Consider the following 22,108-nt stretch of genomic DNA (forward strand, 5'->3'; position numbering starts at 1 on the left):
GGCGGCACGGCCAGCGCCGTGCCGCCTCCCCCTTGCCCGAGCATCCGTGCGGTCTCCGTCCGACGCAACCGGCGCACCGGCGAACCCGCCTTCTACCGCCGCACTCGGCCCGCCCCGTCCCGCCGAGCGCGCTCGCCAAGGCCGCGGGACGCCGCTGGACCGTGGAGGAGGCCTGCGGTCAGCCCGGATGTGTGCCTCCGCGCGTGTATGACGGCTCGGGGTTGCGCGGGAAGAACCCCACACTGCCGGTCTCGTCTGAGACCGAGACGGAGAGGTAGACCTTGCACGTCTTCCCTCCGGCTGCGCCTCGGTAGTCGAACCTGATTCCCGGTGATTCGTCAGGCCAGGTGTCGAACGCCCAGGTCGCCGGACCGGTGTACGAGAAGTGAACCTGCCCGGCAGACTGCCCGCAGCCTGCCTCCGGCTCCATCACCCGCTCCAGCTCTGCGGAACCGTCGGCCCTGACCGTCAGACGTCCGCCGTCCGAAGCAGACCAGACCCCCTCCACGTCAGTGACAGTGAGTGGCGCACGGCTCTGATCCTCGGTCAGGTCCATCAGGAAACCGATCAACGCCGCAACGAGAACCCCTCCAGCAGCAGCCATCAACCAGATGAACCTTCGTGGCAGATCACTCACCGAGCCCCCCTCTTCGGGCAGCCGACTCGGGCGCCCCAGCCGCACATACGTTTCCGCCTCGGACATCATTTCATTTAGTGAGTCGCCGGTAGTCGACGAGGCTGGCGGCGATGGCCGCGAAGGCGAGGAAGCGCTCTGGCTTGCGCTCACAGCGGTGGTGGAGCCGACGGCACCAATCGCTCGGCAAGACTCGTCATGCCCAGCACAACGAACCAAACAACCATAAGGGACGACGTCCGAGTACCGCGGTCAGCCTGTCAGTCGCGCCGGCATCTTGCGGACCGGAGCCCAGGCGTCATATCCCGCGAGCCTGGCCAGCGGCGCGCACGCCCTGAACCGCAAAGCGTGGGACGACCCCCCATCATGATTCTTGAATGATATAGTTTCCTTGCCGGTTGACGGTGGCAGTCACCCGGCGTCCGAAAGCAGACCGAGAGGAACCGACATGGCACACGAACCGCACGACCCCCTGCAGGAGATCCAGCGCGCCGGATCTCTGCTGATGGGTCTGTTCCGCGCGGTGGGGACCGGGTATCACACCCTCACCCTCGAAACCTCGGCGAACGCCAGCCGCCTCGGCATCGCCATCCCGTTCATCATCGAGGGCAAGGAATTCGACGCGGACCGCGATGCCGTCCTGGAGGCCCTGGTGATCCTCCGCCTCATGGCGAGCCAGGGCGGAAGCGCAACGGTGCGCACCTGCCTCGACGAGAAGACCTCCCGCGTACGCGGCTGGAAGCTCAAGGGGTTCCATGCCACGCCTCTCAGCCCCGGCGAGATCGCCGGGGCCTGTCTCACCGACCCGGAAACCGGGGAACCTTCGCCGGAGCCGGACGTCGAATACGCCGGGGCTCCGAGCGTGCATGCCTGAGCGGGAAGGCCACGGCCGCTCGGCGGTCCGCCGTCTGGTGCTGCCTTTCGGCGGCGGGCCGCCGTTCCCGGGAAGGTCGCGTCGACCGGGTCCGGCACCGAACCGGCTGCGCATGAAGCGGTCTCGCCTTTTGGCGGGGCCGCTTCGGCGTTCGTGCTGTTCGCCACCGCATCGGCACCAGCGGGCGGCGGGAATCGGCGCGCAGCTCGTCGCTGTCGATCCCGCCGGCACACAGCGCGGGGCTGGTCTTCTGCTGGCCGGCAGGAGATCCCCCGCGCCGTGCGAAGTACGCGGGGGATCAGCCGGGTACGCCCATCGGGAGCGTCACCGCGACCGTACGACGCCCCGGCCCCACGCGCCTGCCAGGGGGCTCCGCGGAACGACCCGCCGCGCACTGGCGGCGAACCGGTCAGCGGTCGTATGCCGGTTCGGCCCGCCGTCGGGGCAGCACGCGTCGGCCTCGTCAACCTCGTCACCGTACGAGTCGCAGAACCAGCAGGCGGGTTCGGGCTCTTTCTCTGGCGTCGCCCCGCCTCAGTCCTCGCCGTTGGTGTGCTCGTCCAGGAGCGTCTTGGGGTGCTTGGTGCCGCGGCGCTGGTCCCGCAGTGCCGTGAGCAGCTCTTCCGGGTCGGGCTTAAGGCCGGTGCCCAGGTAGCGGATTCCTTCGCCTTCGGGTGCGGTCTTGGTGGGCTTGCCGATGGGGTGCCGGCGGCTGGTCGCGGTTCGCCATCCGAAGCGTTCGTCCCATACCAGTGCGGGCGCCGGCTGGCCTGCGGCCAGTGGCAGGGCGGTGGTGAGGTGTTCTCCGTCGACCTGGCGCATCTCCACTTGGGTGGGCGGGGCGATGCCGGCCGCGGCCAGGAAGTTTGCGGTCTGCTGCAGGTAGGGCTTGGCGCTGCGGGCGTGCAGTTCGCGCTCGGCCATCGTGATGGCGCCGCGGTGGGTGCTGGTGGGGTAGCCCAGCTGGAGGGCGGCGGTCTTCGGGTCGAGGCCGGGGTGGGTTTCGATGAGGTCGGCGATCCGCCGGCCGCGCAGGGTGGCCAGGCCTGACTGGGCGGTGGGGAACTTGGTGATGCCCAGGGTGTCGGCGACTGCTTCCACGGTGACGGTGGGGTCGGCGTCCATGAGTTCGGCGATGCGCGGCAGGATCTGGTCGCGGGGGATCATGTCGCCGCTGCCCTCGCGGCGGCCGCCGCCGGCGCCGCGGCCGGGGCGCTTGTTCTTGTAGGCGAGGACCAGGCGGCGGGGCCAGTGCTCGGTTCCCTTGGGGCCTTCGGGTACCAGGACCATGCCGTTGATGAGGTCCTGGTCCTGCTGCTTGTAGGTGTTCCAGCTCACCGGCTTGATGCCCAGGAGCTCGGCGGCTTCGTGGCGGTCCAGGAGGTCCTCGTCGTCGTCGGCCTGGGGCAGTTCGGGGACGGGCTTGCCGACGTAGTAGGCCTCGGTCTGCTCGGCGTCCCAGAGCTGGGCGCGGGAGGTGGGCGAGCTGATCGGCGCCGGGTGGCCTTGCGCGGCGTAGGGCTTGGTGTTGCGGACGGTGCCGAGGGACTTGCCCAGGGCATCGGCCAGGTCGGCCATCGTCTGGACGTACCTGAGACGTCCGGCGCGGATCATTTTCGTTTCCTCCATCACTGGGTGGCGGGGGGGGCTGGCGGCACCCCGCCGGCAGGTTGTTTCAGGTGTACAGGCGGTCCGGGTCGTACGGGCCGCCCGCCCCGGCAGCGCCGGCGGCCGCCGGCCAGCGGGGCGTGGCCGGGCGCGCCGCGGCCGCCAGGGACGTGGCGGGGAAGGGCATGAAGGCTCCGGCGGAAGGTTGAGGGTGTTCGGTGCAGGCGAGCCGCCACGACCCGTCAGAAAAAACATTACCCATCTTACATCACTTCGGGCAAGTGGTCGCGTCCGCAGCACCGGGCCATACGGATACACTCGGAGGCGAGATACGCCTCTCGGGTCTCCCGGAGTGTGTGTTTTCGGTTGGCCGGCGCCCTTGCCACCCGCCTCGGCGGAAGTGGGCGCCGGCCGCTTTCGTTCCGGTCGGCCGGAGCGATGAGGCTCTCCGACTGTGGCTGTGGCGAATACTTCGCGATGCCGCCCGATACAGGGGAGGCGGGCCGCCTGAGGTAGCAGCATGGCTGACAGGTTCGACGTAGCAGGGATACTCGCTGGTGGATTCCTGGCGCAGACAAATGCATGGCCATTCGTCCGGGGCTTCGCTGCTGACCGCGCGTACTCATCCCGCGCGATCCGCGCGCACCTTCGGCGGCGCGGAATCCGCGCAGTGATCCCTCAGCCGTCCAAGCAGATCGGCCACCGCCTGCGGCGAGGCCGTGGCCGAAGGCATGGGGTCGGTCAGACGGGCCGCTTCATGACCGCGAGCTGGCGCGGTTCCATGGCTAGCCACGTCTCGTACGGCAAGGGCTTGAGTGGCGGCCAGGTGAACTGGTCGGCCTGTGCTGGCCACAACGGCTGCGCGCGCAGTGTGCGCCCGAGCTGGCCGATCTCGTAGGCGGGCGGCAGCGCGACCGAAAGGAGCTGGACAGCGAACCAGCCAACGCGCAGCTTGACCTGATAGCCGCGGTAGCGGGTGCTGAAGGGGAGAACACGCAGGTCGCCCCAGATGTGGTGCTCGTCGTCGCCGGGCGGTTCCACGTAGAAGGCATTGGCCCTCATACGCCGCATGGACAGCTTTCCGTACTCGTACAGGTGCTTGTAGTCGGACTTGGGTATGGGGTGTGGATCGTCGAGGTAAGAGGCGCGCAGCATCATCATCGCAGTTTTCATGGACCAGGTAGCGAGGGCGGTCTGTTCAGCGGGACCGAGGGCGATCTGCTCGCCGCGGGTCAGCTGCATGAGGAAGGGTTTGACTGATGCTTCAAGGCGGGACATCCAGCCGTTGTTGCAGGTGCCGCAGACGCACTTGACGGTCATAGTGGCGAACTTGTGGGGAATTACTTTCATCTGGCCGCCGGTGTAAAGGTTGCGCTCGCCGCTCGACTCGGTGAACGCCTTCGGCGCCGCGCGGGCCATCCAGGCTGGCAGGACGTGTTCTCTGCTTCCCGCCTTCTCCCCGCAGAAGACGCACTGCTTCGCCACGCCCTGACTCCTCCCCTGTCGGTGCGTACACCGCCTACGGCTGTGTCCCCCGTCCCGAGGGTGCCGGGGGGACACAAGGGTCGTCAAACAGGTTGCGGGTGGCCGTCGTCAAGGGGCGAGCGCAGTCGTGAAGTGCATTAGTACGGGCGTGGATCGACTCGCGGTCGACGGTCTGCTCGTCAATACCTCGAATGCGGGTGGTGACCAGCGGACGCCCCGTGGAGTTGCACTGCGGCAGGGCTCCCGTGGCGGTGGGTGAACCAGCGGTAGGGCTTGCGAAGGTCGGTTCAGGCCCAGGTGACTCCAAGCTCGGCGAGGGCGGCGCGCTGGGCGGGGGTGAGTTTGTCGCGGCGCTGGCGCAGGTTGGCGTACCAGATGCCGAGTTTGTGGTCGTGCTGCTCGCCGTCGAGGACGAGGGTTTCGGTGTGCCCGCGGGCGGGGGCGGCGCCGGTGCCTTCGCGGGCGGTGAACTGGGCGAGGGCGTCGAGGCCTCGGCGGAAGGCCGCCGACGTCTTTCCCGCCGCCGTTCCGCGGCCGGAAGCGGGCGCCGGCTCGGCGGTGGGCGGGGTGATGCCGAGGGCGGTGAGGCGGGTGCGCTGCTCGTCGGTGAGCGTGTCCCAGGCGCGATGCTGGCGGGTGATCCAGGCGCCGAGGTCGTCGCCGTCGTAGATGACGCCGGGGGCGATGTCGGGGAGGCGGTTGTCGGGTTCGTCGGCGGCCAGGCGGGCCAGGACGCGGTGGTGGCGCTGCCAGTCGAGCGGCCAGGAGCAGTTCCATTCCTTGTCGATGGCTGCCAGCTGGGCGGCTCGGGTGGTGGTTCGGTCGGGGTCCTTGCCGAGGCCGCCGGGCCGGCGGAGGTTGGTGATCAGCTGGCCGATCGCGATCGTGTCCTCGTCGCTCTCGCCCCACAGGGCGTCCTGGCGGGGGGCGAGGTGGCCGTGGGCGTGGTGGTAGGTGCGCAGGGCGGCGAGCTTGGTCTCCCAGGCCTCGTCGCCTGGTTCCCAGACCATGCCCTCGGTTTCGAGCTGGGCCTTGCGGTGGGGTTCCAGGGTGCCGGCGCGCAGGTTCTTGCGCTGCTGGTGGACCCAGCGGCCCAGCGGGAACAGCCGCTCGCCGTCGCCCTGGCCGAGGGGGGCTTCGGTGTCGTAGGGGACGGAGTACAGGCCGGTGATGCCGTTGTCGGCGCGCCAGCGGCGCAGAGCCTGGAATCCCTCCAGCCAGACCAGGGACTCGGGGCGGTAGACGCGGGTGCGCAGGAAGGCGGCGATGGTGGCGGGGTCGCGGGGGCCGGCGAAGTGGAGCAGGACGGATTCGACGGCGTCCTGCGCGGCGTCGTCGGCCTGGTCCTCGTCGCCGGTGCCGGGCGCGGTGGGGATGATGCGGCCCTCTTCGTCGCGCTGGAGGTGGCTTCTGCGGGGCTCCTCGCCGCGGGTGAGGGCGCGGGAGGCGATGTCGGCCACGAGGTGTTCGGAGTGGGAGCGCAGGCCGTTGAGGACGGCGACGAGGGGGTCGTAGGAGGCGGAGGCCACCATGTCCTCGGGATCCTCGCCGGGCTGGAGGAAGACGGGGACGATGATCCGGGCGATCTTCGCGGTGCCGTCGGTGCGCGGGCGCAGGGCGCGTCCGATGTTCTGGACGATCTCGACCTGGGAGCCGCGGGTGTCGGCGAAGCAGACGGCCTCCACGCCGCGTTCTCCGGTGATGTCGACGCCTTCGCCCAGGACGCGGACGGAGGCGAGGAAAGCGCGGTGGACGCGTCGGTTGTCGGCGTCGATGCCGTTGGCGAACTGGTTGATGGTCTGGCGGCGTTCGGCGACCTTGTGGTCGCCGCACAGCCACGCCGACCAGACCCGGTCGGGTGGGACGTGACGGCCGGGGTCGAGGTCGTAGAAACGGGCCTCGATCGACGACCCGGGCAGTGCCTCCTCCGCCTTTTTGAGGGCGTCGAGGGTCGGCTCGGCCGCGTACAGCTCGGCTGCGGTCGCGGGCAGTCGGGCGGCGAACGCCTCGGCCTCTTCCACCCGGTGGTGGAAGGTCATCACCGTCTTCAGGTTGTGCCGGGCGGCGTGCTCCAGGAGCGCGGTCTGCAGCAGGGCGAGCCGGCGGCCGCGCAGCGCCTCCTCCGACAGGCCGCGGACCGGGTCCGGGTCACGGATCTCCAGCACGTCGATCTCGAAGCCGGCCAGGATCTCCCGGGTGATCGCCTCCGACAGGCCCAGCTCGTGGATCCACTGGCCGTAGGTACCGTCCGGGTCACTGGTCATCGACACGATCGGCGGCTGCTCGCCGCCGGGTCCGGGGCGGGGCGCGGCGAGGATCCGCGGGGTGGCGGTCATGTAGAGGCGGAAGGCGGCCGGGATGCGGGTGTTGTCGTGGATCGCGGCCCAGGGGCGGGCGGCGTCGCCGGCGGTGCCGTGGGCCTCGTCGACGACCGCCAGGTCGAAGCCGTCCATCCGCTGCCCGTACATCCGCTGCCCGCCCGCGAGGGCCATCTCCAGCGGGCCGCGGATCTTCGCCCGGCCGGTGAAGTCCTCAGGATCGTCACGGTCGACGAGGGAGGCGTACGTCGCGAACACGACGACCGGGCCGCTGCCGGCCCACAGGGCGAGCTGGATCGGGTTCGTCGTGACCCGCACCCCGAGGCCTTCGAGGACGTCGTCGCCGTACAGGGAACAGACGGCGGCCATCGGGCCCGTGTGGCCGATCCTGCGCCAGGCCTGAACGGTCTGGGCCAGGAGGTCGAGGGTGGGGACCATGACCAGGATCCGGCCGCCGGGGAAGAAGTCGCGGGCCGCGGCCGCCGCGGTGTACGTCTTGCCGGAGCCGGTCGCCGACACGTACGTCGCCCGCTCCCCCGCCGGACGCGGCGTCCTGGTGTGGGGCCAGCCGAGCCAGGACCGGATCGCGGCCAGGCCGGCCGTCTGGTGCTCCCGCAGGTGGATCGTCGTGCTCACGGGCTCTTGCCTCCTTCTCTGCCAGGGTGCGGGTCAGGGGTGGTCGAGGTGGAAGGCCGGCACGGACAGGGATCCGTCGTGGCCGGTTTCGACCCGGGCGGCGAGGTGCGCGAGGACCTGCTGCGGTGTCAGGCCCAAGCGGGCAGCGGCCTGGTAGAGCGGGGCGGCCGTGTCGGCGGTCAGCCGCAGCTGGAAGGCGGCAGCGGAACGCTCCTCCCGCAGCTGCTCGCGGTGCGCGGCGGCGGCCGCGAGCCTCTGTTCGTGGTGCTGCTCCCGCTCGCGCGCCCACCGGCTGCCGGCCTCGTCGTCGGCCGGGGCGTACACCGGCCGGCCGGACGCTGCCAGCAGGGCCTGGACCCGCCGCCATTCGACGTGCTTGGCCGCCCAGGAGTCGGCCAGGAGCTGCGGGTCGATGTCGAGGCCCACCAGGCCCTCGCTGGGCCGGGTGCCATGTCGGGCGTCAGCGGCGGTCTCCCGCTTTCGTTGCGCCGCTTCAGCGACCTTGCGGGCGATGTCCTGCGCGTCCAGTCCGGCCGCATGCCGGCGCACGAAGTCGCGGGCTACGTCCTGCGGGCTCCAGATACTCACCGGACACAGTCCTCCTTGCTCGCGTCCTCGCGTTCCGCGCCGGTCACAGCTCGAACTCGATGTGCTGGACGTCGAGCATGCGGACCTCGTCCAGGCTCGCCGCGCGGGTGCCGCGCTGCTGGAAGTACACGTCCTTCAGCGCGTCGGCGACGGCCTGGCGCATCTGCCGCTCACCGCCGCGTTCCTGGGCGTCGAAGAGGCGTCCGGCGTGGTGCGGGGGCAGGGCGAGGGTGAGGTGGCGTTCGCGGGCCTCGTCGGTGGTGCCGGCCGGGGCGGCGTAGCCGAGACTCGCGCGGACGTCGATCATCACGCCCTGGCTGGTCACGGCCGCCTGCTTCGCCTTCTCCCGCACCTTCGGCTGCCAGCGCTTGCGGACCTCGCCGGCCATCCGCCCGGCGAGGTCCGGGCGGGGGCGCTTGATCTGGTCCTTCACGTACCGCTCGACGGTGCGCTGGGAGATCCCCAGGGCCTGGGCCACGGCCTTGGTGCCCTTGAGCTGTTTGACGAGGAACCGCATCTGGGCGCCCGCGGACCGCGGGGGTTTGCGGGTGAAGGCCTTCTCCAGCATCCGGTCCAGGCCTTCGCCGACCGATCTCACGACCATGGGTCTACTCCCCCGTGTCCGGGCCGGCGGTGGTGCCGGCCTTGATGTAGCGGGCCAGGTTCAAAAGCGGGGACTGAGCCTGCTCGCGCAGCTGCTCCGCCCACAGCGGCGTCTGGGTGCCCTCGTGCTTGACCATGCCCGGGGACACCCCGATGCGGAAGGAGCCGGGGATCGTCTTGCCGTCGGGGCCGTATGGGAGGGCGTCGAGCGGGGAAGGGCCGTCGGTGGCGTACACGGCGCAGTCGGACAGGACGGCGACCGGGTAGGCGCCGGTGGCGGCGGCGAGGGCGATCATCTTGCGGTGCATGCTGGTGCGCGCGCGGGAGATGACCGCGGCGCGGATGTCGGGGCGCCAGGTCGGGCGGGCGAGCGCGGGCCAGGGCTGGCCCGGTCGCCAGCCGCCGCCGCGGGCCTTCTCCTGGAGCTTGCCGATGCCGCCCTTGACGGTGTTCTTGATCGCGCCCAGCACGATCGCGGCTTCGGGGTCGCGGGTCTTGCAGCCGTCCATCGCCGTGAGGAAGTCGGCGGGCGGCAGCTTCTCGGCGACACCGAGATCGTCCATGGTCGCCACGTACGCGTCCCGCAGCCGCTGGTACCAGCCGTCCAGGTACCGGCCCGCCTGCGGGCGCAGCCACGCCTCCAGGGGGTGGACGTCGTAGCCGAGTTCGACGGCGTAGGCGACGGTCGGGGTGGCGTACCAGGCCGGGCCCTGGGGGGTTTCGCCGGTCGGGGTGAACGGGCTGGGGAGCAGCTCACCGCGCAGCTGCGTCCACTGCTTGCCGACACGGACGCGGTTCAGGTCGATGTGGGAGAGGTCGACCAGCCAGGAGCCGGGCACCGCCGGGTCGAAGACCGGGTCGACGGTATGGACCGGCGCGGCGGACAGGCCGACCGGGAGACCGTTCGCGGCGGCGGCGAAGGCCATGTTGACGTCGATGCCGACCAGATGGCTCTTCATGCACTCGTCGTCCGTGAGCTCGCGTGCCCAGTCGTAGGCCTCCTCGAAGAGGCGCTCGGCGGGGCCGCGGACGTGGAAGCGGGGCAGGTGCGCGAGGACGGGGTGGCCGTCGATCGCCTCGCACGGCGCGGGGTCCACCGGGTCCTTGCCGAGTGAGCCGGGGTTGTGGACGCTGTGCCGGTGGCCGTCGGCGTCCGGCTGGGAAGCGCGGGTCGGCGGGTGCAGAGCGGTCATCAGCTCCAGGCCGGTGACCGCGGTGGAGCCGCGGGGGGTCATCACACGCTGCGCGTACAGGCCCAGGGTGCGGGCGAGTTCCGCGGGCGCCAGGTCCTCGGCGTGGCCCCACGAGCGGGCATGAAGCGCACGCCAGGACGGGATGCACAGCTGCACGCAGGCACGGCGGCCGCCCTGGGCGGGGCGGTAGATCCTCGCCCACGGTCCGAACCCGCGCCGGGTCAGCTGCCACTCGGCCGCCGCCAGCTCTTCCAGGACCGGATGACCGGCGGGAAGCCGGCCCGCGTGCTGCTCGTCCTCGGACAGCTCGACCGGCAGACCGAACAACTCCAGCGCCCCCGGGGTAAGAGCGATGAGCGGGTCGGCGTCGCGGCCCCAGCTGTCCATCCGCGGCGCACCGAGCCGTGCCTCGGCAAGGGTCCACTCGACGAGTTCGGGCAGGGACTCGGCGGGGACGTCGAGGACCAGGCCGCCGACGCAGTAAGCGGACACCTGCCCGGCGGCGTCGGCGTCGACGACGGCGAGCGGCCCGTTCACGAACCGCGCATCGACCGCGGCAGCTGCCGGTTTCACCGCGGTCTTCCGCGCGGCCGGGCGGCGCGGTGCTGACACCGGCCGGGCCTTGCCCGGCCGGGGCCGGACCGGGACAGCAGTCGCTACGGGAGCAGAGTTCCCGACGGGCGGCTGCTCCGCGGGAGCAGTAGAAGCCGGCTCGGGGGCGGGAGCGGGGTACTTGCGTGCCCAGCCCTCCAGCAGCGCCAGATACGGGGCGCGGCGCGGCGGGCGCGGCTCACTGCGGCCCGACTCCCAGTTCTTCACCGTGTTCGGCGTGGTCTCCAGAACACGGGCGAGCGCGGCCTGCGTCACACCGGCCGCCTCACGCAGCCGCGCCCGCTCGGCCGGAGCCGGAAACTCCGGGCCACCCGCCAGCAGATCCTCCACGGCCCTGAACAGCGCCGCTTCCCTCGGGTCCCTCTTCGGGTCCATGGACATGACTCACCTCCAAGGAAACCCTACCGGATTGAGCCCTGAATGAGCCCTCGAATTTCAGAATCTTGCCGCAAAAGAGCAGTTCAAGAAACTTTGAGGGCAAATCCGTTCGAATCACGGGTGAGCAAGGATCGGTTGCCATCGACCCTCTGGGGCAGAGCGGCACACGAGGGAAGGATGGCTGTGACCAGCCCCCATCCCCACCCACTCCTGGAGGAACTGGCCGCCAGGGCTCGGGAGGATGTCGGGAGGGGGCGTCCTTCCGGGATGGTGATCAGGCCGGCCCGAGTGCGCTGGTCGAGCAGGCCTTGGATCCGCGAGGCGCTCGAAGGCTCCGGCCGCTCGCCCGGCGCCCCCGCCTTGCGCGGCAGCAGGTGGCACAGCTCGGCGAGCGTCAGCTTGCGCACTGGACCGGCTTGTCGATCACCAGCGAGCACAGGATCAGGTAGAGACGGACCGCCGGGACGGTGCACAGATGTCCGGCCACGGTCCCGAAGCGGCGAAGCGCCGCTGCATCCCGTAACGGCCCAGGTGGGCGCCGGGTTGGCAGGGGCAGTGGTCCCTTGCCTTTCTGGTTGGAGAACAGTGTCACGCTACGTTCGCGTCAAGATCGTCACTGCGGAGGAAGAGGCGCGGGAGGGGCGCCTTGCCGTTTACGGGTTCCTGAAGCTGATGGCGTGGTTGATGCAGGCCGGAGGGGTTATGCAGCTGTCCTTCGCGCTGGGTGATCAGCGTGTTGGGGCTGCGTTCGTGGGGGCGCTCAGCGCTGTTCTCGGGTCGTGGGGGGTGGAGTGGTTGGGCTCCCGTTGGTCCCGTCGGCCGTTTCGGGCGTGGCGGTTTCTCGTCACAGCGGTGTTGGCGCTGGTCGCGGGTGCTGTCCTGGCCCGCTGAGCAGAGTTGGAATCAACAGCCTGCTGTAGAGCTTCACCGTGGGGACGGGCCACTCTCCCCTGGCGCGTTTTCGCTGCCCTTTGTCGGAAGTTCGGTCGCTTCGGTCGCTGTGCGGTGTCAGAGGGGAAGCGTTATGCCGAGCTCCTGCATGGCGGAGGAGGGCGGCCCGCCTTCGGAGCGCTCGGTCTTGCGGCCCTTGACGGTCGGGGCGAGGGTCAAGGGGTCGATGGCCTCGGCGGGGGCGGAGCCGGCGTAGAGGCCGTGGGGGGCGGTGTCCCGGTCGTGTGGGAGGAGCCAGAAGACGCGGCGGCGGAAGGTGCCGGATGCGCGGGAGGCTTTCGCGGTGGTGCTGAGCACGGCGTAGCCGACCATGCGGCCGTCGCGGTGGTAGGCGGGTTTGCCGGAGCGGGTGGGGAGGCGGTCGAGGCTCTGGCGGACGTATTCGAGGGTGGAGACGTCCTCAAGCCAGACGATGTCGGTCTCGTGCTTGAGATCGTTCTCGCTGATCAGGGAACTCATGACGTCTCCTCGTGGGCGAGCAGTCCGATGCCAGGGTAGTACTTCCTCGAATTCGACAAGATCATCTCTTTCGGGGAGGACAGCCCGAGGAGTTCGCGGGCCCGGGCGGCGAAGGTGCGGCTGTTCATGGCGAGGCAGCCCTCGCTTGTGCACCAGTTGCGGTAGGCGTCGTAAAGGGTGCGCTGCTCAGTGCGGCAGTCGGGGCCCTGGATGCAGGCTTCGTCGAAGAACCGGCCGGTGTGGTCTTCGGTGTCGGCGTAGGCGGTGGTGGCGATGCGGACCTTGTCGGGTCCGGTGAGGTCTTTTTGCCCGCTGAGGTAGAGGCGTGCGCCGTCGATGAGCCAGTTGAGGATGCCCGGGCCTTCTTCGGCAACGAGGATGTCGGCGAGGTTGTCGATCTTGCGGTCGTCGGAGACAGTGCGCTCGAAGGGAATCAGGCGCATACGGCGCCAGAAGGCGAAGCCACCGGTGCCGACTTCGGGGCGGTGGTTGCCCAGCAGCCACAGGTGGTGGGTGGGGGCGAAGGAGAAGAAGTCCTGGCGCATGCGGCGGGCCTTGATGCGGTCGCCGCCGGTCAGGAGCTTGACGCGGGCCTCGTCGAACTTGTCGCCGGGCTTGACCTCGGAGCAGACCACGACGCGCCGGCCGTGGAGTTCTGCGAGGTCGGTGGGGTGGCCTTCAAAGGGGCGGGCCATGAGGAAGCCGGGCGGGGCTGCGTCGGCGTAGTCGCCGAGGAGTTTCATCAGGACGTCGAGGAGGACGGACTTGCCGTTCTTGCCGGCGCCGAAGAGGAAGGGCATGACCTGAGCGCCGACGTCGCCGGTGATGGAGTAGCCGAGGAGGAGCTGGAGGAAGGCGATCATCTGGGCGCCTTCGGCGTCGTCGCCGAAGGTGTCGTCGAGGAAGCGCCGGAAGCGCGGGATGGGGGTGGTGTCCGGGCCGACGGAGGTGGACCGGGAGTGGAAGTCCTTGTTGGGGTCCGGGGTGCGCAGGAGTCCGGTGCGCAGGTCGACGATGCCGCTTGGGGTGCACAGAGCGTAGGGGTCGGCGTCGAGGTGTTCGGCCTTGAGGACCATGCCGGGGGCGGATTTTGCCTGGGCGAGCAGGGCGTTGATGCCGGCGGTGCTCAGGGAACGGCGACGGTGCTTGCGCAGGGCGGTTTCGGGGTGCTCGCCGGTGGGGTCGGTGAGGGCGAGGTGCTCACCGATGTCGCCGGCGGCCCACAGGACGGAGTCGTCCTCGTCGACCTGCCAGCGGGTGGTGTCCCAGCGGTACCAGCCCAGGCCGGGGACGTGTCGGTAGTCGGCCTGGTAGAGCCTGACAAACAGCTTGGCGTTGCCGCGATCGGTCAGGGAGTCGGGAAGCAGGCCGTGCGCCGTTGCCGGGCTTACGGCGTTCGGAGCGGGCAGGAGGGCTTCTCCGGCCTGCTGGGGCGGCAGGACAGGGCGGGACTTGGCGATGATCTGGGCAGCCAGGTCGTGGGGGTCGAAGTCGAAGAGCATGTTCGGCTCGCCGCCGACGGGGGTGGTCACGAGCGGCTCCCGGGGTGGAGGGGGCGTCGGGCACCGGCGGTCATGCCGCTACGGATGATGGCTTCGGCGCGGTGTTCCTGGCCGGGGCGGGCGTGGCAGGCGGCTTCCAGGAGCGCGGTACGGGCGTGGTGCTCGTCAAGGTGTCCTGCGGCAGCGAGGCCACCGACGGTGTAGGCCGCGCGGTTGAGCTTCTCGGAGAAGCCAGCTCCCTCCGGGGTGCTCGCGCAGTCGGCGACTTCGGCGAGGACCGTGCTGAGGATGGCGACGATGGGGTCGCCGCCCTGGCGGGCGGCGGTGACGGCCTGGCGGGCGCGCCCGGGTACGGGGCGGGGGGCTGGTACGTGGGCGGCTGGCAGGTGGTGGGTGCGCTGGAGTTCATGGGCGAGCCAGTCCGGGAGCGGGGCTGGGGTGCGCGCGGTCCCGAGGGGGGTGTAGACGCCGGCGTCGGTGCGGGTGCCGGGGGCGATGATGTAGCCGCCTTCAGCGCGGACGTCGACCTGCCATGCCAGCGCGCGGTTCTTCCCGGAGCCGACGGAGCTCTGCCAGCGGCGGGCGTCGGTGGCTCGGTACCAGATGTGCAGGCCACCCGACGGGGTGCGTACGCGCAGGGTGGTGGCGTCGTCGGCGGGGTTCGGCTGTCCGCGGAGCGCCGCGAGGACGGCCATGGTGTGGAAGCCGGTAGTAATCGCTGACACGTCGATGTCGTCGGCGATGGAAATCCCGGGCAGGAGGCGATTGCGGTCCGGCGGCGGGGTGGGGTGCATGTCGAGGTCGAGGACGACGAGGTTGGCTGGGCCGCAGGCGACAGCGACACCCATCTGCGGGCGGGGACCCCACCACTGCTGGATGCGGTTCATGTCCAGGGTGGCGGCGTAGAACCCGTGGCACCAGCGGCCTTCCCCGCGGCACAGGCAAGTGCGGTGGTCGTGTCCTGGCTGGCGGCAGGCCGAGCAACTGGCGGCAGGTGTCTTCCTGCCAGGGGCGAGGGGGTGCACAGGCCAGCCGTGGCTCGCGCACCATCGGGCGAGGGCCAGCGATTGAGGAGAGTGGGCGGCCACTGTTGAGTCGCTGACGGAAACCCGCAGGTCAGCAGGCATTTCGTTCCCCCATCAGCGACTGAAGCGACTCAACATCGGAGACAGACTAGCGAAAATACCTGTTCGATCTGACGACATGGCCCCAGGCGAGTCGTACGCCGAACGGACCCAGCGACCGAGCGACTGGGGGCAGCGACCGAACAGCTTCGATCGCTGCCCCCAGTCGCTCCATAAAAGAGCAGGTCAAAGGCTCAGGACCCTCACAACAGCGACTGAAGCGACTCAAGACCCGTATATATAACGCGCACACGCGCGATCTGCGCAGCCCATATATAGAAGTTCAGTCGCTTCAGTCGCTGCCACAGTCTCCACATACACTCTGACCTGGGCTTTTACGGCAGCGACTGAAGGTATCCACAGTCGCTGCGCTCAGTCGCTACTACTCTGGCCCCTCGACAAGCCCAGCGACTGAGCATCCAAGAAGAGAGATCCGCACCGTAGACCAGTGGCCCCCTTGGCCCAGCCGTCCAAAGGACTATGCAGCCGGTCCCCCGGTACTTGAGCAAGCTCTCGACGGCCGCGTGGACGTTGGTCGGACTGCTATCGGTGCCGCTCTCGCGGCCGGTGAGGGAGACCAGACCGACCACGGCACCGCATTCTGGCCTTGACCGCCGCTCTTCCGGCCCAGAGGGTGTCCGCGCTCGTTCTGCTCGGCATCCGCTGGACCCGCTCCACCTGACCCGGCAATCCACCGCTCGTACTCCGACCGGCGCCCTGCCACGCCCTCGCTGGGGCCGCGCTCGCCGTCCTCACTCTCGCCGGCACCGTGACCGCCACGACTTCCTCGCCGACGGGGCCTCTCCACCACCGGCGACATCTTCGCCTTCTAGCCCCCACGCCAGTGTGCGGCCCCTGGCAGCAGGCCTGGCCGCTCGTACCACGCGCAACGGCGTCGCCGTCATCCCGGCCGTCGCTGCCTTCGGCCGCCGTATTCCTGGGTCACTGGCCCTGGTCCGCCCCGCGAGCAGGGAGACATCGACGAAGGAGACCAGCTGACGACCGTGAGATGCAGCAGTCAGCCGGTGGCTGCGGCGTCTGCTGGCAGAAGAGGCGGACCTGTCCGAGATCGCCGGACGGCCGGTCACCGGCCGCAAGAGCAGCCCCCCGTGGGTGGACTGACACGCTGCTGGACTGATGCTGGTCGATTCCTCTTGGAGGCTCAGAGCATGGGCGAGTGAGACGGCCGTACTGGAAGTCGCCGCCTCATTCGCCGACCGCGGTACGCGTCGGCAATGCGGGCGAAGGCCTGCTGATAGCAAGCCACGGTGGGGCGGGTGCTGTCGTTGAGTGGGTTTATACAGCTATCTTCCTCACCAGCCGCGGATACGTTGTTGCAGCACAGGCGGATCCTGGACGTAGCAGTCGACGCTCGCCGGGGATAATGCAGCGGGCGAGGGCATGGTGGCACCGCACACAAGCCGGCTGACAACGTGCCGGTGAGCGCTGGAGCCGATGGCCTGACCGCTACCGGCCCCAGCATCCCCACTGACAACGCTGTGCTCGCCTGATGCGGGTTATCGCTCTCCTGCGGCCCAGGCGTCCGGCGTACTGCTGCCCGGCCTCTGTGAGACGGAAGGAGACGGTCGGTGGCGCCGGTTTCTCCTGGGACGGGAGGCGGGCCGGCCGGTTTGCTGCCAGGTGGAGGCAGCCGCGTCCAGGAGGTGCTGAACGGCCCGGGAGCAGTTTGCGAGGCTGAGGCGTCGGCCGTTTTGGGGCCACCAACCCAGGACGGCAAGGAGCGCGGAGTCGCAGAAGGTGACTTGGGCTGTGTCCACGACGAGGCCGCAGTAGCCGTCGTCCGCTGCCGAGGCCAGAAGGGTTCGCAGCGGGGCTGCGCTGTAGTGGTCGATTTCCCCGGTGAGGTGAACGATCAGGGTGGTGCCGAGGGTGGTGCAGGAGGCGACGACTATGTTGCCGGGCGCGGCGTCCGCGCCCGAGTCGTGCACGACAGGAGGAGCGGGGGAAACGAGAGGAACGGTCAGTATCGGAGCTGTGCTTGCGGTACTCACACCCTCTCCAACGCCTTCCGCCCGGGGCCAGGAACGGCGCCGGGCTCCTGTTCACCCCAAGTGACCAGCGGCGATCGCCGGAAAGAGGGAAAGTCTCCCACCGTTAGGAGGAAGCGTTTGCCAGGCGCTCCTCCCGGTCGCCGTCAGCATCCCGTACTTGCCGGGAGCGCCATACGGCGGCCCTTCGAGGCGCCCCACCCGTTTGAATCAGTAAGGATCTTCAGCGTCGTCTCTCGAGGGTGAGGATGGCCTTGGTGATTGACGTGAGTCGGTTGGGGCTGATCCGGGCTTTGCGGAAGATCCGCCAGGCCTTGAGGCGGGCGAAGGCTCGCTCGACGGGGAAGCGGAGTCGGGCGTGTGCTCGGTTGACGGCTGCTTGTCTGGTGGTGAGGGGTCTCCCGATCACAGCGGTTGAGACGTCAGACATCTCGAACCACTGCCCGAAGGCCTCGTCTGCTATCCGCCCTTGGCCGTCACCCGATCGGTGACCACTCTGAAGATCCTTAGTGAGCCTCTTTCATCGCCGAGTGGCTGCCCTCGGACACCTCCTACCACTGCGCCTACGCCGCGACCTGGGTTGCGACGAAGCTGCGCTGGGAACTGGCCGCCGATGAGACCGAGCGTCAGTCGCTCCTCGGACTCGCCGAGAACTGCCCCGAGGCCCTCGTCAGCTACGAGCCGGTCCCGTAGAGGTGATCGCGGGTGTGCGCCGGACCGAGTTCCTGCGCGTTCACCACGACAACGAGTCGGGAAGCGACAACAGCCCGGCCGAGCTCAAAGCGTCAGCCGACCTGGGTGGGAGGGGCCGGTGGTCGGCGTGCTGGCCCGGCCGGGTCCTGCTACCGGAGCGTGGAGACATACTCGGGCTCGGGTACTTCGGTGACTGCCGAGGCGGGCGTCGCGTGCCGGTGGCGGCGGGTGAGGCCCCGGTCCAGCAAGGTGCTCGCCATGGCCGCGAGAGCGAACGCGGCACCCACCCAGCCGATGCCGGCGAGGCCGGGGCCCGCGTCGATGACCAGGCCGGACATCCAGGGGGCGACGGCGATGCCGACGTTGAAGGCGGCGATGTTCATCGCGCTGCCCAGCGTCCTGGTTTCGCCGAGGATGCCGAAGACGCGGGCGTTGACGGCCGGGTTGGTGAGGAAGCCGCCGGCGGCCAAGAGGACGGTGAGCAGGATCACCACCATGGGAGCGTGTGCGGCGGCCGAGATGCCGGCGGCCACGACCGCGACTGTAGCCATGCCGTTGAGCAGGGCGCCGAAGGGGGCCTGGTCGGCGATCCGGCCGCCTATCGTGAGGCCAGTCAGAGCACCCACTCCGTACAGTCCGAGCACCAGCGGGACGAGCCCCTCGGTCACACCTGTGACGTCCTGCAGCAGAGCGCCGAGGTAGGAGAAGACCGCGATGGTGGCGGAGGTGGTCAGCGCGGTGGTGGCGTAGGCAACCCACAGCCGCGGCACGGCAAGCGAGCACAGTTCCTTGCGCGGCGTCGGCCGCGCAGTCGTCGTGTCGTGTCCGGTGGGCAGAGTGAAGAACACTGCCACCGCGGACAGCGCGGTCGTGACAGCCACCGCCCCAAAAGCGGCCTGCCAGTTGGCGTGCTGGGCGAGCAGCGTGCCGGCCGGAACACCGAGGATCATGGCCAGGCTCAGCCCGGACACCACCACGGACATTGCCTTCCCGCGCCGGTCGGTGGCGACGAGCGAGACCGCTGCGACCGACGCGAGCGTCCAGAACCCTGCGTACGCCATGCCCGTCACCACCCGCATGACCAGCAGGAAACCGAAGTGCGGCACGAGCGCGGCGGCCACGTGCCCGGCAGCGAACACGGCCTGGAAGCCGATCAGGGCCGCGCGCCGAGGCAGCCTCAGAGTAGCCAGCGTCAGCAGGGGAGCGCCGACGACCATGCCGATCGCGAACGCCGACACCAGCAGCCCTGCCTCGGACAGTGATCTGTCCAGATCTCCGGCGAGGGAAGGGAGCAGGCCCGAGAGCATGAACTCCGAGGTGCCCTGGGCGAATGTGCCGAACCCGAGGACGTAAATGATCAAAGGCATGAGGGGGTTGCTCCTGAGGACATGACCGAGCGAGCAGGCTGGTGCACGCGCGCGCTTCGGGGCAGGACGAGACGCCCGATCGGCCTGTCGAGGCAGGTGACAGGACAGGCGCGAGCGGATCAGTGATGCGAGCGGCTTAGGCGGAGGTCAGCCGCTGATGAGGGGGAAGCCGTTCAGGACCTGCTGAACGTGGACGACGTCGCGGGGGAAGAACTCGGCGACGGTCGTGCCGACGATGTCGAACGCGCCGTTGATGTCGTGGGCGATGCGTTTGACCTGGGCGCCTGTGAGGCCGCCGGGTACCTTGCCGAGGCCGAGCGGGCCCTCGTTCGCGTCGACCGTGTCGACGTCCAGGTGGATGACGACACGCGAGCAGCCGGTGGCGGCGAGCCAGTCGAGGAGCGGCCGGCTGGAGGCGCGCAGGTCCTCCGGGCCGAAAGCGGTGATGCCCCACTCGCCGACGTGGGCGTAGGCGTCCTCGACCCATTCGTGCAGGCCAACGAGGGCAACTCGGTCGGCCGGGACGGTGGCCGGGAGGAGCTTGGACATCTCGGGGTCCCCGTGGCCGGTGATCATGGAGACGGCCATGGCGTGGTAGCCGTTGTAGCTGGTGTCGCCGGTGTCGATGTCGGGGTGGGAGTCGATCCAGACGACGGCGAGGTCGTCGGGGTAGCGGGCGGCGAGCGAGGTGAAGGGGGCGACGCTGACGGTGCAGGTGCCGCCGAGGGTGGTGATGCGCGCAGGCTCCTGTTCCGTGATGATCTTCAGGGCGTTGTTGAGCTGCCGGGTCAGGACGGTCTTGGACTCGATGCCGTCCCGTACGTCCTCGCCGGGGTCGTCGAGAGGGACGGGAACGGTGGCGACGGGCCCGTCGTGCGGAGGGAGTACGGCCGCCAGGACCGTGGTGCCGACGGTGTAGGCCCGGCGGGCGACATCGAGCGGGAACTCGCCGGCCAGCTCGCCGACCACGTCGGCGCCGGCGCCCTGCCACTCGGGCCACAGCAGCCGCAGGTGCGTGCCGGACGCGGAGGGGGTGGGGTCAGTGGCGCTGATGGTCATCGGCGGTGTTCCTTTCGGCGATGTCGGGGGCGGTCCAGCTGGCGAGCAGGCGCAGGGCTTCGGCGGAGGCGCTGGCGGGCTCTGCGGTGTAGAGGCAGATCTCCTGGTCGGACTCGCCGAGCAGGGCGAGGGTCTCGTGGTGCATGGTGAGGTCGCCGACGAGCGGGTGGTGGAAGCGCTGCTCGCCGTGGTCGCACTGGCGGACCTGATGGCTGTCCCACCAGGCACCGAACCGTGGGACCTTGACGACGAACTCGCCGATCATCTCGTTGAGCAGCCGGTCGTCCGGGTGGCTGCCGGCAGCACGGCGCAACACCGCGACCAGGTTCTCGGCGACCTCGTCCCAGTCGGCGTAGAGCTCGCGGGCGGCCGGGTCGAGCAGGACGAACCGGGCCAGGTTGCGCTCACGGGCCGGGAGCGCGTCGAAGTCGGTGATCAGCGCCTTGCCCAGCCGATTGGCGGCCAGGACGTCCCGGCGGTGGTTGACGACCAGGACCGGGGAGACCTCGCCCAGCACGTCCAGCATCTGGTGGACCGCGGCCCGTACGCGCGGTACGGGCGCTGGGGTCCGGGCGGTGGCACCCGGACGTGAGCCCGCGGTGTTGCGAGCGAGGTCGTGCAGGTAGCCGCGCTCCACGTCGTCCAGGTGCAGGGCGTGGGCGACGGAGTCCAGCACGGGGTCCGACACGTGGGGGTGACGGCCCTGTTCCAGACGCGTGTAGTAGTCACTGCTCACCCCGGCCAGCAGGGCGACCTCCTCCCGCCGCAGACCTGGCACCCTCCGTGTACCGGCGCTTACGCCCGGCGGCAGCCCGGCCTCCTCGGGACGCAGCCGGGAGCGGCGCGAGCGCAGGAAGTCACCCAGTTCGGCGTTGCGGTCCTTACCCATGACTCCAGAATCTCCTCTACCGCGCCGCTGCGGGCGCCCGAAGGTGGTCCAGCTGGACCCACGCTGAGAGTCCAGCCGCCGCACTAGCGACTGGGCGTGGACACGAGCGGGCGGGTACGCCCGGTCACGGCCTCGCAAGCCGTGCCCGGCCGGCGGTGAGGCCGTCCTGAGGATTTGCCCGGCCAGCGTCACATGTCCCGGTATCGCTTCGCCGCCGCCAGGGCAGCCCGCAGCGTGTTCGCGGTGACGGTGCGGCCCGGCCCCGGAGCGGCTCCCTGCGCGTTCGTCGCGGCCAGGCTGTATCCCTCGCTGAAGTACGGGTCGCTGTACGCGGCGGTGTCGCGCTGGAAGCGCCAGCCCTCGGCGAGCGGACCGGCGTCCAGCGCGTCGTAGCCGATCGAGTCGAGGAAGGCCGTGACCGTCTCCTTGGCGGCGGCGTCGTCACCGACAACCGCGAGCACCGAGCGTTCGGGATCGCCGGTCGGCCGGGCGAGGTTGCCGAGGTGCACCGAGAAGATGTTGTTCATGGTCTTCACGACGTGCGAGTCGGGCAGGTGGGCCTGGAGCAGCTCGCTGGTCGTCGTGGTCTCGTCGTCCAGCTTGCCGATCCGGCCGTCGCGCTCGGGGTAGTAGTTGTTCGTGTCGATGACGACCTTGCCGCGCAGCGGCTCGACAGAGACCGTGCGGTAGGCGTGCAGCGGGATCGTCACGACGACGATGTCCCCGGCCTTCGCCGCCTCGGCTGGCGTCGCGGCACGGGCACGTGAGCCTAGCTCCGCGACCAGCCCGGCCAGCGTCTCAGGTCCGCGCCGGTTACTCAGGACGACATCGTGCCCCGCGGCGACGGAAAGCCGGGCGACGGTGCTCCCGATCAGCCCACTGCCGATCAAACCGATGGTGCTCATGACAGCGATTCCTTCATGTTGGTGCGCGAGAGGAGAGGGCGGCGGGCCGACAGAAGACCGCGCCTAACTGATCGTTTCAGAATGAGTTCGGCGTAGGGGCTTGGCGGTCAGGTCGGGTGGCGGCAGAGTGTTGCGGGTGTCGGATGATCTTGTGCCTGATGAGCTGTGGGAACGCATCGCCCCGCTGCTGCCGCCCCGCCCGCCGCGGCGCCATCGGTACC

At 70.0% G+C, this 22,108-nt stretch carries 17 protein-coding genes and 1 pseudogene; 2 read left to right on the forward strand and 16 right to left on the reverse strand.

What is annotated here, in order from left to right:
* Window positions 1–178: 178 nt before the first annotated feature.
* Entirely contained in the window at window positions 179–637 is a 459-nt protein-coding gene (locus ACFQ8C_RS31150; RefSeq protein WP_383463989.1) for a hypothetical protein, read from the reverse strand.
* Window positions 638–1,082: 445 nt separating this feature from the next.
* On the opposite strand from ACFQ8C_RS31150, the gene ACFQ8C_RS31155 reads away from it, so the two are divergent.
* Window positions 1,083–1,508 carry a hypothetical protein gene (locus tag ACFQ8C_RS31155; RefSeq protein WP_383463991.1) on the forward strand — a complete coding sequence of 142 codons (426 nt, stop codon included), beginning with the start codon at window positions 1,083–1,085 and terminating at the stop codon, window positions 1,506–1,508.
* Window positions 1,509–2,042: 534 nt separating this feature from the next.
* Here ACFQ8C_RS31155 and ACFQ8C_RS31160 read toward each other — a convergent pair.
* Window positions 2,043–3,122, reverse strand: a complete 1,080-nt coding sequence (locus tag ACFQ8C_RS31160) for a hypothetical protein (protein WP_383463994.1) — start codon at window positions 3,120–3,122, stop codon at window positions 2,043–2,045.
* A gap of 601 nt (window positions 3,123–3,723) precedes the next feature.
* Between ACFQ8C_RS31160 and ACFQ8C_RS31165 the strand changes: the two are divergent.
* Window positions 3,724–3,837: pseudogene (locus tag ACFQ8C_RS31165) on the forward strand (IS5/IS1182 family transposase); the annotation flags it as partial.
* A 20-nt stretch (window positions 3,838–3,857) separates the two neighbouring features.
* On the opposite strand, the gene ACFQ8C_RS31170 reads toward ACFQ8C_RS31165, so the two are convergent.
* The 14 genes from ACFQ8C_RS31170 to ACFQ8C_RS31235 all read right to left on the reverse strand — a co-directional run bounded on the left by ACFQ8C_RS31170 (window position 3,858) and on the right by ACFQ8C_RS31235 (window position 21,887).
* Window positions 3,858–4,601, reverse strand: coding sequence for a hypothetical protein (locus ACFQ8C_RS31170; RefSeq protein ID WP_383463996.1), 744 nt, complete (start codon window positions 4,599–4,601; stop codon window positions 3,858–3,860).
* 287 nt (window positions 4,602–4,888) lie between these two features.
* Window positions 4,889–7,555: a Helicase associated domain protein gene (locus ACFQ8C_RS31175; RefSeq protein ID WP_383463998.1), complete on the reverse strand. Its 2,667-nt coding sequence runs from the start codon at window positions 7,553–7,555 to the stop codon at window positions 4,889–4,891.
* Between the two features lie 33 nt (window positions 7,556–7,588).
* The gene (locus ACFQ8C_RS31180) at window positions 7,589–8,143 is read right to left on the reverse strand and encodes a hypothetical protein (RefSeq protein WP_383464001.1); all 555 of its coding nucleotides are present in this window, start codon (window positions 8,141–8,143) and stop codon (window positions 7,589–7,591) included.
* A gap of 43 nt (window positions 8,144–8,186) precedes the next feature.
* Window positions 8,187–8,747 (reverse strand): telomere-protecting terminal protein Tpg, encoded by a 561-nt coding sequence (tpg, locus tag ACFQ8C_RS31185; RefSeq protein WP_383464004.1) that lies wholly within the window; start codon window positions 8,745–8,747, stop codon window positions 8,187–8,189.
* A 4-nt stretch (window positions 8,748–8,751) separates the two neighbouring features.
* Entirely contained in the window at window positions 8,752–10,926 is a 2,175-nt protein-coding gene (gene tap / locus ACFQ8C_RS31190) for a telomere-associated protein Tap (RefSeq protein ID WP_383464006.1), read from the reverse strand.
* A gap of 1,011 nt (window positions 10,927–11,937) precedes the next feature.
* Entirely contained in the window at window positions 11,938–12,339 is a 402-nt protein-coding gene (locus ACFQ8C_RS31195; protein WP_383464009.1) for a DUF6009 family protein, read from the reverse strand.
* On the reverse strand, window positions 12,336–13,841 hold the full coding sequence (locus ACFQ8C_RS31200; protein ID WP_383464028.1) for a phage/plasmid primase, P4 family: 1,506 nt from the start codon (window positions 13,839–13,841) through the stop codon (window positions 12,336–12,338). Before ACFQ8C_RS31200 ends, ACFQ8C_RS31195 begins: the two co-directional genes overlap by 4 nt.
* A 26-nt stretch (window positions 13,842–13,867) precedes the next feature.
* Window positions 13,868–14,968: a bifunctional DNA primase/polymerase gene (locus ACFQ8C_RS31205; protein WP_383464012.1), complete on the reverse strand. Its 1,101-nt coding sequence runs from the start codon at window positions 14,966–14,968 to the stop codon at window positions 13,868–13,870.
* A gap of 1,514 nt (window positions 14,969–16,482) precedes the next feature.
* Window positions 16,483–16,977: an STAS domain-containing protein gene (locus ACFQ8C_RS31210; protein WP_383464015.1), complete on the reverse strand. Its 495-nt coding sequence runs from the start codon at window positions 16,975–16,977 to the stop codon at window positions 16,483–16,485.
* 220 nt (window positions 16,978–17,197) lie between these two features.
* Window positions 17,198–17,437 carry a transposase family protein gene (locus tag ACFQ8C_RS31215; protein ID WP_383464031.1) on the reverse strand — a complete coding sequence of 80 codons (240 nt, stop codon included), beginning with the start codon at window positions 17,435–17,437 and terminating at the stop codon, window positions 17,198–17,200.
* A 379-nt stretch (window positions 17,438–17,816) separates the two neighbouring features.
* Window positions 17,817–19,034 (reverse strand): Cmx/CmrA family chloramphenicol efflux MFS transporter, encoded by a 1,218-nt coding sequence (locus ACFQ8C_RS31220; protein WP_383464018.1) that lies wholly within the window; start codon window positions 19,032–19,034, stop codon window positions 17,817–17,819.
* A 147-nt stretch (window positions 19,035–19,181) separates the two neighbouring features.
* Entirely contained in the window at window positions 19,182–20,093 is a 912-nt protein-coding gene (locus tag ACFQ8C_RS31225; protein WP_383464021.1) for an arginase family protein, read from the reverse strand.
* Window positions 20,074–20,982 carry a helix-turn-helix transcriptional regulator gene (locus ACFQ8C_RS31230; RefSeq protein ID WP_383464024.1) on the reverse strand — a complete coding sequence of 303 codons (909 nt, stop codon included), beginning with the start codon at window positions 20,980–20,982 and terminating at the stop codon, window positions 20,074–20,076. Before ACFQ8C_RS31230 ends, ACFQ8C_RS31225 begins: the two co-directional genes overlap by 20 nt.
* 188 nt (window positions 20,983–21,170) lie before the next feature.
* Window positions 21,171–21,887 carry an NADPH-dependent F420 reductase gene (locus tag ACFQ8C_RS31235; RefSeq protein ID WP_383464027.1) on the reverse strand — a complete coding sequence of 239 codons (717 nt, stop codon included), beginning with the start codon at window positions 21,885–21,887 and terminating at the stop codon, window positions 21,171–21,173.
* Window positions 21,888–22,108: the final 221 nt, after the last annotated feature.

Source organism: Streptomyces sp. NPDC056503 (assembly GCF_042794995.1).
In the GTDB taxonomy this organism is placed as follows: Bacteria; Actinomycetota; Actinomycetes; order Streptomycetales; family Streptomycetaceae; genus Streptomyces.